This window comes from Microcoleus sp. T3_A4 (assembly GCF_036700465.1).
In the GTDB taxonomy this organism is placed as follows: domain Bacteria; phylum Cyanobacteriota; class Cyanobacteriia; order Cyanobacteriales; family Microcoleaceae; genus Microcoleus.
Window position 1 is genome coordinate 76,561 of the sequence record NZ_JAUBOY010000018.1, and the last position, 14,331, is coordinate 90,891.

Here is a 14,331-nt window from a genome sequence, read left to right on the forward strand (position 1 = left end):
TGACCCGCCCTCCCACTAAATAATTATATTTTTCTTTGTGTCGTTTTAGTTTCTTCTAGATTGAGCAATCAGAGAAGCCAGGGGATTTAGCCCCTGGCTCATAGCTTAAGTCTTTTTTAGAGGAATCTCAAAAATCTTTAGTCTGTTTTAATAAACGAACCGCTACCGGATTTCAGTGCTAGTTTTGCGATCGTCAAGCACACCTGTGAATTCTGGGGCTGTAGCATAACCTTCTTGGTTAATTCCGTCTCTTTTCAAGACTTTCAATACTGTCAGAAACAGAATTTTTAAGTCAAACCACAAACTCCAATTATCGACATAGCAAACATCTAGTTTGAATTTAGCATCCCAGCTAATAGTATTGCGACCATTGACTTGAGCCCAACCAGTAATTCCAGGCATAACTTCGTGGCGGCGTGCTTGTTCTGGAGTATAGCGATCGAGGTATCTGACGAGTAAAGGACGAGGCCCGACAAAACTCATGTCACCTTTGAGAACATTCCAGAGTTGAGGGAGTTCGTCCAGACTGGTTTTGCGAAGAAATTGACCGAGGGGTATGAGACGCTGTTCGTGGGGCAGCAAATTGCCATCAGCATCGCAATCGTTTGTCATAGTGCGAAACTTGTAGAAATTGAAAACGCGACCGTTTTTACCGGGACGGGCTTGGCAGAAAAAGATTGGCCCGCCCATGCGGATGTAAATGACGATCGCCACCATTAATATTACGGGAGAGAAAACCACTAGGGCGATCGCTGCACATAATCTATCTAATACCCACTTAACCAAGTGGCTGAATTTTTTGGGATTTACTACTTGATTAAGTTGCGCTCTTTGTGACTTTGATTTGAGCGGTAGTAATTCGTCAATACTCATGATTCTACACCCCAGAAGCAATTTACTATACTTCCCTGATTTTTGCAGGCTCCGGGTTTATACGATAATGAATTCAGTCAAATTTACAGAAACTTTAAATAACTTCGGTGTTTCATGAAGCTTTTGTGAACCTATGGTTGGGACGATCGCTGACTTTTACATAAAATTTAAAAAACGTCGCTGTTTTATGAATTTTTTGTAACATTTTGAGGATGGGGACGCTCGCTGATTTTTCAAAAAGACGTTAATTATGGTTGCATACCTAGCTCTACATTCAAAAAAATCTCTGGGCGCTTACGGGCGGAGTACCCGCTTAAGCAGGTACGAGGGTAAGGGGAGACAACTTAAGCAGGTACGAGGGTAAGGGGAGACAACATCAAAAACATCTTGTGTTGCTAAACTTTGGTCAAATATGTCATCACACCGACGTAACAAATAAGGTAGAAAAAATATTTTGTCCTCTTCAGCTATCACAATAACTTCTGCTAGGGCATTGTTCCTAACAGAGTCCAAATATAGATATTCAGGCAGATGATAGATATCGTGGCGTATTTTTTATAGGGTTTATCGCCACAAAAGTCTGACAAACAAATTACTTGAATCTTCACTTGATAGTTATCAAAATTAATTAATCTCATGTTTAGTTTATTCAGAGTTCGTAGATTTTTTCCAACCGCTGTCGATAGAACGATATGCTGGGAAAAAGTTTGAATTCAATAACTCTTCAGTCTCAGTATTTAAAGATTTCGCTCGCAATTTAACTAGATAACGATATTTTTCTTCATCGAGAATTAAGCGCATCGTTAGGAAATTATGTCTTTGCTCGGAGAAAGTTGCTTTAAAATTGTAAACACCATCCTTATAACTGCCAACACCGCCCCCCAGATGCAAAAAATCATTGCCACGTTCCTTAGCCCAGGAGCGAGCATAATCTACTCTTAAACTGTTAGGAGATTGTTTCAAAAACTTTGTTCTTGTCCCCCCAAAAGTGCTCTGAACTATGCCACAGCATTCAGTATACAAACCAGCAGAAGCAATTTGATTGTTTAATTCAATAAGGCACAAGTGGAGTTTTTCTCCTAGTGCCTCTGCCAACTGTAAAAAATAGTTAGAATCAAACGAATAATAATATTCTACAGAACTTGCTCGCCTCATTGTTTCATGATATACCTGGGTGAATTCATCCACATAAGGTATTAATGGAACCATTCGGGCAGTAAAACCATCTCGCTTACATCTACTAATTTGCTTTCTCTGACTCTTTTGAGTTTGTTGCCAAATTTTAGCTTCAGAAAGTCTCAAATCAATAGATATAGTTTCTCCAGTTATTTTACATATCTCAGTATCTAAAATTTCTTCAAAACCTTGGTTAAGTATAGGATGAAGTCGAAAGAATGCCGAACACACTCCCTTAGCACGTAATGCAGATATTAGCTGATTCATTGCTAACTTGACAAACTCTCTGTCCTTTGCTGCTGCTTCGCTCAACACGATACCGGGATAACCGTAAGGAGATACCACATCAAAAAAATCTTCTGTCGCTAAGTTTTCTTCAACTAAACCATCACAATGACGACCAAAATAGGGCAAGAAAAAGATTTTGTCAGCCTCAAATATTAAGATAGCTTCAGCAGCAGCCTTATTCCTAAGTGATTCTAAATAAACGTATTCAGGTAAATGATAAATGTCGTGGCGTAGTTTTGAGAGTGTTTCTAGCCACAAATTATCTGTTAAATCAATTATTTGAGTATTCATTTAAACCTCAGTAATAGATACGTGGAATAAAATCGTCTTGAAATCTTGAAAATAATCTTTAATTCATAACCTATTTCTCCGGCTGTTTAAAGATTTGATTCACCTTCTAAGACAAAGCATCGCTATACAGAGTTTCGTATAGATTTAGGATATGTGGTACGTCATAATTAACCATATCTTCTCGTCCGCGCTTGCCCATCTTTTGAGCTTCGTCTGGACGATCTAAAATCCATGCCATTGCTTCAGCCATTCCGTTGATATCTCCCAATTTTACCAGCAGCCCATTTCCATCTACTAATAAATCGCGAGTGCCACGAATTTCTGTACCAATTACGGGGGTTTCCATGCACAAAGATTCCATCACGCAATTGGGAAGTCCTTCTTGTGCAGAAGCAATCAAAGTAGCTACAGACGCACGCATTAAAACTGGGATATCCCTCCGTCGCCCCAAAAAATGTACTTGGTTTTGAATTCCCAACTTGGCTGCGAGTTGCTGCATTTTCTGGAAAATTCGTCCATTTCCGGCGAAGGCTAAATGTACTTGAGAGCGACCGAGTTGGGCAAATGCCTTTAAAATATCCCCAGGACGTTTGCGGGGAATAAATTCAGCTACCGACAAAAACAAAGAGTTTTCCGGTGCTAATCCTAACTCTTGACGTACTCGCATTATCTCAGCTTCTGAAATAGCATTGGGACTAAAGCGATCGAGATTTAAACCCGTTCCGGGGATATAACGAACTCGTTCGGGAGAAATGAGGCCATAGCGCTTTGCGGCTGACTCATCTTCCCGATTCACTACTACTAAATAGTCTGTCCAAAGCCCAGCAATCTTTTCTAGTCCCAGGAATATAGCATTTTTATGGGGTGCGCCTCCCTGGTAGAAGTGAAAACCTTGAGCGGTGTAGATTACCTTTAGTTTTCCCTGCTTTCTCCAATTGTTAAGAGCATAGCGGGCAGCAAAGGCAGCTACTGGTGTGGAAACATTTACTAAGTTGTATTGTTGTTGAGCAAACACCTGACGAATTTGTTGGGGAGCTGCGAACAAGTTTTTGGGATCTAGAGGGTTGCGCGACCACTCGACATCCCAAACGTGATCGAACAAATCTGGGTATTCCTTTGTAGTAGAAAGTTCTTTCGCCATTGCATCTACCCGCCAACCTTGAGCGCGTAAGTGCTTGGTTAGAGGCAGGAAAAAATCAAGAGTACCTGGAATAGTAGTGATAATTAGAAGTTTGTTCATATTTTTTGTTTTTCCTTCAACCAAGCTTCAGTCATCTCTCGCACGTAGCGGTAAAATTCATTCCGTTGTTCTCGGAGAACTTCATCGCGGTACTCTTTAGCTTTTTCCAAATTCCTGGCCGACATTCGAGCCATGCGTTCTGGATCAGTCGTCACCTCTCGGATTTTGCCGGCCAAAGCTGCTACATCACCAGGGGGTACTAAATCTTCCGGGGGGAGCAGTTCTGGGATGCCTCCTACTGTGGAGCCGATGCAGGGTAATGCGCGCGCCATTGCTTCCACCATTGCTCTAGGTAAACCTTCCTGATGGGAAGGAAGAACGAAAATGTCAGCTAGATCCAATTGATTGCGTACCACATCACCAGCAGTCAACTGACCTCGGAAACAAACCTGATCGCCCAAACCGTATGTTTGAGCTCGTGCTTCCAGTTTTTGACGATACTGCCCATCTCCAACTATAACCAACTTGATATCTAGTCCCTCCCCGACGCAAACAGCAACGGCATCGATGAGTACGTCGGGAGCCTTGTAAAGTTGAGCCAAACTGGCCACTGTAATCAAGGTCAGCGACTGCTTTCCCCGAAAGTGCGATCGCGGTGCTGCCGCAAATGCTGAATCCGGCAATTCCGTCATCGAATAGTGAGCGGTAAAAACCCCTGGGTTTGGCGGATATCGGCGCTGGAGAGCCTTTTCTGTAATGTAAGCAGCCGCGCTAGCATTCGCGCACTGCTCTCTGAGCCGACGTGGCGACCACCAGCGGAAAAAGGGGCGCAGCGGGCTTTTGACGGAGCCCGGAGCGAATACGTCGTAAGGGTCGGCGATGACATAAATGCCGTAGGGATGGCCTATCCGGCGCAACATCGGTTCGATACAGGACGAAATCCGAGAAGAAAGATAAAAAATCACAGCATCGTCTGTACGGACAGCTTTTCTGGCAGCCTGCTGAACCTGCCAGGCCTTCAAGAGGTACTGCCACGGGCCTATATAGTAGGGTATTGCTGCAAAGGAAACCCTTTCCCCGTCAGCCCGCTTCCAGTCTGCAGGCACATCAGGTACGTCGCGCACGCGGGCTACTGCCAGGATCTCGTCAAATACCTCAAAGTAACGCTGCCAGTAGGAATGGGCGAACATTGTCTGCGTCCACACTGCCCCGTCGGGCGTGCGAACAAAGCGGTGTTCAACAGCTACAACTACTCTCATACAATCGGTAACTCCTTTAACAAAAACATTTCTACATTTAATTAATAAGTTGTTTGTTGTCATTCATTCATTCATTCATTCATTCTGCCAATAGCGATCACACTGATCGGTCATGGCACTCTGGTATCATCACAGAATAAGTCTGTAAACGTGAACATCTAAAGGGTCGATGGACCCAAAAAGTTTACCTGGCTTGAGTGCCATACCGGCTGGTCGATTTTGAAACATCGATCGCGCTTCCCTGACTGCGATCGGAAGTTCAAGTGCCACTTCTCTTGGTTTCCCGTAATTGCTGTTGACGACAACAGCGACACCTTGGTTTTCGCGTGTCCATATCCCCGCTACTATATTCGACATCTTGGTATCAATTTTTTGGAACTCTCCATCAAGCAATAGCGGACTAATTAATTTCAATTCAGGCACTAAAGATTTAACTCCCTCCCACAAATCCGGGTTGTCTGGCAAATGCCAAGACGAATCGTGATAAGTGTAGTATAGAATCCCTTTTGTCCCAGCCACTAAAGCTTGATAAGTCATATTTCGCACTTCTTGAAAGGTAGGGGCTTGAGAACCAGCGTATTTTTTAGAGGAGTGCGAGTCCCAGTTATATGTTTGTAAATTAGCATAAGTGGAGCGATTGAATTTAGCAGCCGCTTCCCGCGCATTTGATATGTCAGAATAAGTCGCAGGCAATTCTTCTGGTTTCCTCAATTTAATAGGATAAGATTGCCTCGCAATGACATCAGAACAATTGGCAAACTGCTTGATTTTATTTGAGTAGCCGCTAACATAAGTGATGTGGTTGGGATCGGCTGTCTTCGCTTGCTGGTGAGATTTCAACAGATTTTCTACACTCCATTTGCCGTTGTCAACATCGTCAGCTATACTCCAGCCGAGTACAGCAGGTTTTTGCTTAAAGGCGTTGATTAAATTCAGCAGTCCGATGGAATTTTGCTCTGTTAAAACATATACTCCCAGCCGCTCTGCTTCGTCTAAAAATTCTCCATAATCCTCTAGGTTGGTAGCCGAAACGTGAATGGTGTTAAATCCAGCAGCAGCGATGTCGCGGAGTGCCGACTTGCGCTCTTGGGCAGTCGATTTCCAGGAAACATGATAGAAACCGAAGGGAAAAAATGGTTTGTTGTCAATCATCGTAGTTCCGTCAACCCGAATCTCGACTCTCCGCTGGTTTTTGGGAGTTAGAGTGACAGGTGCGGCAACAGCAGGAGGACAGTATGAGCCGACCTTGAAAATCTGAGAATAGGCTAAAGCCAAAATAATTACCGATATGAAGAGAGAGGCGAAGAGCGTTAATCCTCGCAATTTATTCCTATTTTTTTTCAAGTTTCTGTGATTCATGTCGGCGTTTTTTATTTAATGGGGTGAGTGTAAAAAATCCTTTAAATCCGAAGTATTTTTTTTTAATTATACCTTCTGCCTTCCTAATCCTGTATATTCCCGGAGAGCGGCCTTGATATCACAATACCTATAGACAGCATATAGGCAAGTGTCATGGCATTACCTAATGAGCCAAACATCCCTTCAGCCATAGATAAAAACCAAAAGCATACTGTAATCAGGAAGGGAGCGAGCGCAGCACAATCCTCTTTGGCATAAGTTTTGAAATAGGCGTAAGTATAGAATAAACTCGCGATCGCAAAAGCGACTAGCAAATTTGCTGCTATAATGCCATTTTGTCCGATGACTTCAATAATTGTGTTGTGTCCTCCCAGTCCAAAGTTTAACTGAAAGTAATTGCTGCCGTGACCGAGTAAATCTGATTCATCTAAAGTCTGTCCCCAGATGTGATCTCTCCCGCTCAAACCTTCCTTAGCTTCAAAGTTGTTGTTGAGAGTCTTATTCATAGCCTCAATTTGTTCGCCTCCAAATAGCAAGACTGCACTCACAGCCACAGTGGCGCTCGCGAGCAGTTTTTTTACTGCTTTAGGATTTTTCACGAACTCGCTAAAAAACACAGAAAACATGATCAAACATACTATCATTGAAGTCCGAGAGTTCGCTAAAATTATCAGCACAAAAATGCTCAACAGAGCAACAGATATCGGCAATAAATACCGCACATCTTTTTTGGCCGACCAAGCACCAATCAACAAAATAAATAAACCTGCAGACATTGTGGCACAGGTAAATCCCATTTGATTCGAGTTGGCAAAGACGCCACGATACAGCGTACCATTACCAGGTGGATGCGACACAAGAGACGTAACAATATAGGGAATGTGACCGAGGAAAAGTCCCATTCCCATTAGCAAATTGGCATTTTCTTTCATCGCCTTTGGGACAGCATTAAACAGAATTAACGGTACAGCAATCATTTGCCACAACCCGTCCCTAAAAATAGTTGTGTCATTGTTAGCAAGTCCCGATATGAGTAATCCGCAGGCGAATAGAATCCACAGAAAGAGGAGTGGTCGAGCTTGACGGTGGAAACCCCACTGTTTAAAGGGCGACATGAGGATGAGAATTAGTAAACTTGAGGCAACTAACAGATAGCGCAATTTGAGGACGGCTGGATCGAGAGGAATATTATAACTGCCCAAGCTAATCAGAGACGTACCACCAAACAGCACAGATAGCGCGATAACTATAATGACTTGTCTTAGCATAAATTGAATAACTGATTTGAGACCAACTATCCGATGGGATTGCTGTCAGGATTTTGAGAGATTAGCCTCGTACACCTCTGTCAACTTTTTTACGCTGACTGCTATATTGAAAGGAGTATTTTCAACGACAGCTAAGGCATCTCTTTGGCTAATTGCGGAGGCGTCGCTTCTTGTTGACCTAACCGCTTCTGCCCAAATAGATGCGGATTTTGACAGGGAAATTCGTTGCAGCAGAGGTCTGACTAAATCAGCTTCTTCTGGAACAACATCTGAGAAAATGCAGGGTAGTCCGGCTGCTTGTGCCTCGATTAATACTAAGCCCAAACCTTCGTGGAGGGATGGAAAGAGAAACACATCTACAGCCTTTAACATTAGTCTGGGTACGTCAGACCTATTGCCGACAAAGGTGACGCGATCGCTCAAACCCATTTGCACAACTTTCTGTTCGATATCCGAACGCAGTGAACCGTCTCCGATCAGCAACAAGTGCATTTTGAGTTCGTGCTTCGCAACTTCTGCTGCAATTTCTAGCAGGAACACATGATTTTTTTGCGTTTCAAATCTGCCAATATGACCGATCACAAAAGCATCGGCAGGAATGCCAAGTTCAGCGCGAACGCCGATCGAATCTACCTGATCGTAGAACGGTTTCAGGTCAACGCCGTAATCAAGCACCTGCCAGCGGGTGTCAGTTTTCCAAGCTGCACCGAATAGATCCGCTACAGCATTAAAACTGCATCCCAGACCAACTGTTGAGCACCAGGAAATCGACCATTTGGTTAAACTTAGATACAACTGCCGATGAAATCCTGCTTTGGCATCAATTGCAGAGGTATCGTTATGGCTGTGGGCAATGCGGACAGTTACTCCTGCTTGTTTCGCCAAATAGAGAACGTAACCGCTAAAGTGGTGGACATGACTGTGAACAATGTCATAGGGTCCGTATTCGCGTAGAATTCGTTTAAAATTGCGACCGTAAAGCCAAGGTTTTGACGGAGAGAGGCACGGGATAATCTTGCTACCAAGAGCACGAGCTTCGTCATCGTAAGGACAGGGTTTCTCAGTGTGAACTAGAAAGTCCATCTGGAAGCGATCGCGATCGATATGTCTCAAAACGTTCATCAGCCAAGTTTCCACTCCGCCCCGATTCATACCGCCGACGACATGAAGAATACGGATCGGACGCTGCTTAGTCGATATTTGATTTTGTGCCTTGATATCTGTCGAGTCTGTATAGTGCATAAGCAATGACTGTAAAACTAAAAACTGCTTGAACAATCGCCCCAACGATCAGCGCGATCGCCGCCCCTCGCACTCCCTGTGTCGGAATTAACCAGAAACAAGCGATCGCACAACTCCCCGTTACCAAAACAAACAAAGGCATTTGCACCCGAAAGTATCTAGCCGCCGTCATCCCGTAACCCAAAAAGGAAGAAACGTAACCCATACCCGCAGCCACCATCAGCCACGCGAACAAATTCGATCGCTCAGCATACTCCGGTTTATAGAGTAAAGTTAGGATTTCCCGGCCGGCAACAACCGCGACAAAAACGCCTCCCGCACCTAACATCCAGCCAACCCCCACCAGCTTGAGCAAAAGTGTGCGAAAAGCAGCGCTATTTCTCGCTGCATAATATTTTGCTAGTCGCGGACTTGCAGACTCCGCTAGCGCACTCACTACCATCTGCCCAACCACCATCAGGTAAGACATGGCAGCGAAAATTCCCAGTTCGCGTTCGCCCAAATATCGCTCGATAAAGTATCGAGGAATATTAGTATTCAGCGAAATCAACATCATCACAAAACCCAGAGGTAAAGCAAGCCAAACTAACTTGCCCAAAGTTTTTCCATCCCAGCGCGGGTACAAGGGATTTTGACTGTTTGCAGGTTCAGCATCGGCAACTAATAAATCTTCTCTCTCTCTCCCATGCGAGGAATTCTTTAAAATTAATCTACCATTGCGAAGATCCCAGCCGAATAGGACTAAACCCCAAGCAATTGCTAATCCGATCACTCCCCCTACAACACTCCCAGTCAGGGAAACTCCGATGCCTAAAAGTAACAGCGATAAAGGGCCTTTAATCATCAGGGCGATCGCTATTCGATCCATCCGTTCGTGTTGTTGAATCAGTCCGTAAAACACGTCGCTGATCGACTCAAATGCCTTCGCCAGTGCGATCACCAAAATCACCAGCGAAGTTTCCCAGCGATATCCAGCTTTGAGCGTAATTCCCGCAATTATCAACAGTGCTAACCCAGTTCCAATTAACCTCAGACCCAGATAATCGCTAAAAACATAATCCCCTTTCGCATCTGTCGCTTGGACACCGCGCAGTTGTAGATTAGTAAACATGATAACAGGTGCTGTCACCGCCAGACCCAAGGTAAATTGACCCACCATTTCAGGACTGCCTAATTTAGCAAGCACCACCAACATCCCCCACTGGGAAGCGGCATAAACGAGGTTGCCAGTGAAAGTCCATGAAAAATTACGGCGCAATGTTAGTGGTTTCAACTGTTGCATTAGTAACTAATTACCTGCTTGCTAATTGGTGAATTCCCAATCGTGTATTTCCCATTTCAAAATTCTTCACAAATTCCCCCTTAACTTTTAGCAACCTTAGCGCTCATCAATTTCCCTACCGCGGTACATTCCACAGGCTTCGAGAAAAAGTATCCCTGTCCGTAGACACACTTCAGAGCTTTGAGTTGAGATATTTGCCAGTTCGTTTCTACTCCTGTGGCAATCATTCCCATACCTAACTCCTGAGTTATCGCAATAATTTTCTGAACAACTTCTAAGTTCGGGTTGCTATCATCCAGCCCGCTGACTAAAGAACAATCTAGCTTCAAACTGTCAAATTTTCCATACTTAAGTCGCGTCAATTGGTAGAGCTGAGTTAATGATACATCACTAAGACCGCAGTGGTCTATTTGTACTTGCAACCCTAAAGTTTTAAGTTTGAGAAAAACAGCTCCAGCCAACTCGGAATTTTCCGTCACAACATATTCAGGAATTTCTAACCTCAAACTCGGAGCAGCGAGATTTGTTTCTTTCAATATTTTGGCAATCGTCTCGATTAAGTCAGCGTGGAAAAACTGTTTGCTAGTCAGATTCACGCTGACTGTTAAAGGAGAGTTAAGACGAAATTCCGACTGCCAAATCCGTATCTGGCTGCAAGCTTGCTGCAGTACCCACTCGCCAATAGGAACAATTAAGCCTGTTTCTTCTGCGGCTGGTAGGAATTCGTCTGGCCAAAGCAAACCTCGATTCGGGTGCTGCCAGCGCAACAGCGCTTCCAAACTACTAATCTTATTAGTTTCCAGGCAGACGATCGGCTGATAGTGAATCCGAAACTCCTCATTTGCCAGAGCCACCCGCAAATCATTCTCTACCTGAATAGATGCTGCACTGCTAATCTTTGCCACAGCGGTTGTTTTTTGGGCTGTATTGGCGTGCAAATTGGCGGTTGAATACCCTGGTACATACTCAGGCACTAACTGCTGTAGCATTGAGACAATTAAATTCGCATCATTGCGATCGCCCGCTTGACAAAGGGCTTCTACTTCCTGGTCAATATTTTCTTTCACTAGGCGGCAGGCATTGCCAAGACTGAGAATTTTTTCGTGTTTAGTGCGGTTGTATTTCTCGCCCGGAATAAACAGTTCTTCAAACAATTTTTCTCCCGGTCGCAGCCCTGTAAACGCGATTTCTATGTCTTTGCCCACTTCATATCCTGAGAGCCGAATCAAATCCTTTGCCAAATCAACAATTCTGACTGGTTCTCCCATCTCCAGCATGAAAACTTCCCCGCCATTGCCGATCACTGCTGCCTGCAAAACCAGTTGAACTGCTTCGGGAATTGTCATGAAATAGCGAGTGATATCTGGATGGGTAATCGTGATCGGCCCGCCCTCAGCAATTTGTCGTTTGAAAGTAGGTACGACGCTACCGCGGCTGCCAAGAACATTACCGAAACGAACCACTACAAAGGGGTTTTGGCTTTTTTGGGCTGCTTGCAGCACCAGCATTTCGGCAACTCTTTTGCTAGCTCCCATAATGCTAGTTGGATTCACCGCTTTGTCGGTGGAAATCATCACAAATTGTTCCACATTGTATTTCAATGCCAGATCCAGCAGATTTTTCGTCCCCCGAACATTGTTAGTAATCGCTTCCGGCGGGTTTAATTCCATCATGGGTACGTGTTTGTGAGCTGCCGCATGAAAAATGATGTCTGGTCTCACTGTTAGAAAAACGTACTCTAAGCGATCACGAAAGCGAATATCGGCCATAAAGGCTGTCACGCGAGTAATATCTGTTTGGGTTTTGCTTGTCTTTTTGAGTTCTGACAGGACTTTTCCTAATTCTTGTTGAATGTTGAATACAGAATTTTCTCCGTGTCCGACGATGATAATTTCCGCAGGCTCGCACTTTAATATTTGGCGACAAAGTTCGCTGCCGATGGAGCCGCCCGCACCGGTAATTAGAACTTTCTTGCCTCCAATCAATCCCAAGACTTTCTGGGTATCGGTTTGGATGGGGGCGCGGCGGAGCAAGTCCTCAATCTGTACTTCTCTGAGGCTACCTAAACTGACGCGACCTTTGATGATTTCATTGAGGCCGGGGAGGGTGCTGGTTGGAATTCCAATTGACTGACAAATTTCTACGATTTCCCTAATCTCTTTTCCCGGAGCTGAGGGGATGGCAATCATGACTTTGCCGATATTTAGCGATCGAACTACTTCCGGAATGTTGCAGCGATTGCCCACTACAGTCAGTCTGCCAATCTGCTTGCTGATTTTTTTGGGGTCATCGTCTATGAAAGCGATTGGATCTAGTCCTACCTCTGGGCTCCTCTGCATCGTTTGCATCAGAGATGTGCCTGCACTGCCCGCACCGACTATCAGGACCCGATCGCGTTGCTGAACTTTCCACGGTTTTTGGTACCATCTTTCGAGGGATGGAATGCTGAAACGAAGGGCTGCAACTAACAAAAAGCTGATGATAGCGTCTAGTAGCGGCAGCGATCGTGGCAGATTTGCGATCGGCGAATTATTTAGCTGGTAAAGTTGTTGGAACAAGATAATTTCCACTGCTAGGGATATACCTATCAGCATCGTTATTTGTGCCATTTCTTCCAGACCCGCATACTGCCAGTAACGCTTGTACAAGCCGCCGCCATAAAATACTGTAAGCTTGACTGCTAAAAATAATACTGTAACTACCGCTAGGCTCTGTAAGTAGGGAGCCAGATTCCACATCCCATCTAAACTAATTTCCAGAGCCAATAACGGTGCGATCGCCAAACAAATTGCATCGATTACCAAAAAATGACGGGTTCTTAATCCCACCAACACTTTGCTAATTTTTTTTATGATCATATTCCTCCGACGCTATGCAGACAACAACTTTACCGTAACTAGATCGAGTACCTCATTCTGAGGTATTTTTTTATACCACCCTGTCCCCTGAAATTAATCAACCTTTTAATCGTTGGGCCTCACTCAAGTGACATTATTAAGGATTGATTATCAAGAATCTGTCCCTTCTCTTAATTTCCTTTTTAAGAGTATTTTTTGAGATGAAATTATTAGATGCCACGTTATTACTGCGTTTATCTTCTCCTACTACTGGTTCCATAGCCCATAAGTTTACAATTATTTACTTATTTATAACCAAAATATATTTCTTTAGGGGGATGGCTAACAACATTTGTGTTAAAACCATAACAGTAATTGACGTAAGTGATACAGTGGATATCCTCAATAATGAGTTTAAAAGCCTAGGGCGTGTTTTCTTGCCTCGTTGGATCCTCGAAAATAGGCGAGCTCCGGCAAGGAGTCTTGACGAACCCTTGGAGACTTAAGTACCGAACAGTGGGAGAAGTTAAAACCGCTACCTCCACCGCTCCAACCCAAAACGGGTAAGCCTGCGTCATAACCACTGACAGGTTGTGAATGGCATCGTCTGGATACTTAGAACCCGGTCTGCGTGCCAAGACCTGCCAGAAGGTTATAGCAAGTGGGTGCATCGTGGGAACACGGTTTTATCGGTGGCACAAAGCCGATATTTGGAAACAAGTCTTAGAATGCCTACAAGCCCATGCTGACAAACTCCGAAAGCTAGACTGTCCGGTTCATTACGTCGATTGAACCGTGATTCGTGCCCGCCAACCCTCGGCTATGGTGGAAAAAAGAAGGCGAATCACAGGAAAAACTAGGCCTTCTCGTGGTGGTTTTAGTACCAAAATACAGATACGTTAAAGTGAGGGTAAAGGTAAACCTATAACTTTTCTTCTGAGTCGCTTGTCAACGTAACGAGTCAATTTTTTTAGAACAATTGATGGAACAATGAGCAGTAAGCGCATTCTGGTGCAGGTCGGCCGCGTCAATCCCCTGAAAGAGTCGTAGGAGACAAAGGCGCTCGCAGGTCGTCGCATCCGTAGTTATCTAAGTCGCGCCCGGTATCCGTTTTACCATCCCAGGACTTTCAAATGAACTACGTCGCCGTATTTTTAGCCGTGAAATCTACCGTCAACGCAATATAGTTCAATGTGCTATCAACCGACTCAAGCAATGGAGACGTATTGCTATCGGATATGAGAAATTGGCTGCAAATTATACAGCCATGATTACG

10 protein-coding genes are annotated in these 14,331 nt (G+C 44.3%); 1 reads left to right on the plus strand and 9 read right to left on the minus strand.

Translation table 11 applies throughout. The annotated features are described in order from the left end of the window. Positions 1-162: 162 nt before the first annotated feature. From QUA07_RS12210 to QUA07_RS12250, 9 genes are all read right to left on the minus strand, one after another. Positions 163-873, minus strand: a complete 711-nt coding sequence (locus tag QUA07_RS12210) for a sugar transferase (RefSeq protein ID WP_333325366.1) — start codon at positions 871-873, stop codon at positions 163-165. Between the two features lie 645 nt (positions 874-1,518). Next, positions 1,519-2,628, minus strand: a complete 1,110-nt coding sequence (locus tag QUA07_RS12215) for a FemAB family protein (RefSeq protein ID WP_333325370.1) — start codon at positions 2,626-2,628, stop codon at positions 1,519-1,521. 106 nt (positions 2,629-2,734) lie between these two features. Beyond that, positions 2,735-3,868: a glycosyltransferase gene (locus tag QUA07_RS12220; protein WP_333325373.1), complete on the minus strand. Its 1,134-nt coding sequence runs from the start codon at positions 3,866-3,868 to the stop codon at positions 2,735-2,737. Continuing rightward, complete coding sequence (locus tag QUA07_RS12225) at positions 3,865-5,067, minus strand: glycosyltransferase family 4 protein (RefSeq protein ID WP_333325377.1); 1,203 nt, start codon at positions 5,065-5,067, stop codon at positions 3,865-3,867. The genes QUA07_RS12220 and QUA07_RS12225 overlap by 4 nt, the downstream gene beginning before the upstream one ends. Positions 5,068-5,196: 129 nt before the next feature. Beyond that, on the minus strand, positions 5,197-6,342 hold the full coding sequence (locus QUA07_RS12230) for a hypothetical protein (protein WP_333325379.1): 1,146 nt from the start codon (positions 6,340-6,342) through the stop codon (positions 5,197-5,199). Positions 6,343-6,509: 167 nt separating this feature from the next. Further along, the gene (locus QUA07_RS12235; protein ID WP_333325382.1) at positions 6,510-7,694 is read right to left on the minus strand and encodes an O-antigen ligase family protein; all 1,185 of its coding nucleotides are present in this window, start codon (positions 7,692-7,694) and stop codon (positions 6,510-6,512) included. Positions 7,695-7,739: 45 nt separating this feature from the next. Continuing rightward, on the minus strand, positions 7,740-8,936 hold the full coding sequence (locus QUA07_RS12240) for a glycosyltransferase family 1 protein (protein WP_333325385.1): 1,197 nt from the start codon (positions 8,934-8,936) through the stop codon (positions 7,740-7,742). Next, positions 8,884-10,218 (minus strand): oligosaccharide flippase family protein, encoded by a 1,335-nt coding sequence (locus QUA07_RS12245; protein ID WP_333325387.1) that lies wholly within the window; start codon positions 10,216-10,218, stop codon positions 8,884-8,886. The genes QUA07_RS12240 and QUA07_RS12245 overlap by 53 nt, the downstream gene beginning before the upstream one ends. Before the next feature lie 80 nt (positions 10,219-10,298). Further along, positions 10,299-13,076 carry a polysaccharide biosynthesis protein gene (locus QUA07_RS12250; RefSeq protein ID WP_333325390.1) on the minus strand — a complete coding sequence of 926 codons (2,778 nt, stop codon included), beginning with the start codon at positions 13,074-13,076 and terminating at the stop codon, positions 10,299-10,301. A gap of 576 nt (positions 13,077-13,652) precedes the next feature. Here QUA07_RS12250 and QUA07_RS12255 point away from each other — a divergent pair. Beyond that, positions 13,653-13,847, plus strand: a complete 195-nt coding sequence (locus QUA07_RS12255) for a hypothetical protein (RefSeq protein ID WP_333325392.1) — start codon at positions 13,653-13,655, stop codon at positions 13,845-13,847. The last annotated feature ends 484 nt before the right edge of the window (positions 13,848-14,331 follow it).

Coding starts and splice junctions, on each gene's coding strand:
- QUA07_RS12210 (WP_333325366.1), bottom strand. CDS start 873: ATGAGTATTGACGAATTACTACCGCTCAAATCAAAGTCACAAAGAGCG.
- QUA07_RS12215 (WP_333325370.1), bottom strand. CDS start 2,628: ATGAATACTCAAATAATTGATTTAACAGATAATTTGTGGCTAGAAACA.
- QUA07_RS12220 (WP_333325373.1), bottom strand. CDS start 3,868: ATGAACAAACTTCTAATTATCACTACTATTCCAGGTACTCTTGATTTT.
- QUA07_RS12225 (WP_333325377.1), bottom strand. CDS start 5,067: ATGAGAGTAGTTGTAGCTGTTGAACACCGCTTTGTTCGCACGCCCGAC.
- QUA07_RS12235 (WP_333325382.1), bottom strand. CDS start 7,694: ATGCTAAGACAAGTCATTATAGTTATCGCGCTATCTGTGCTGTTTGGT.
- QUA07_RS12240 (WP_333325385.1), bottom strand. CDS start 8,936: ATGCACTATACAGACTCGACAGATATCAAGGCACAAAATCAAATATCG.
- QUA07_RS12245 (WP_333325387.1), bottom strand. CDS start 10,218: ATGCAACAGTTGAAACCACTAACATTGCGCCGTAATTTTTCATGGACT.
- QUA07_RS12250 (WP_333325390.1), bottom strand. CDS start 13,076: ATGATCATAAAAAAAATTAGCAAAGTGTTGGTGGGATTAAGAACCCGT.
- QUA07_RS12255 (WP_333325392.1), top strand. CDS start 13,653: ATGGCATCGTCTGGATACTTAGAACCCGGTCTGCGTGCCAAGACCTGC.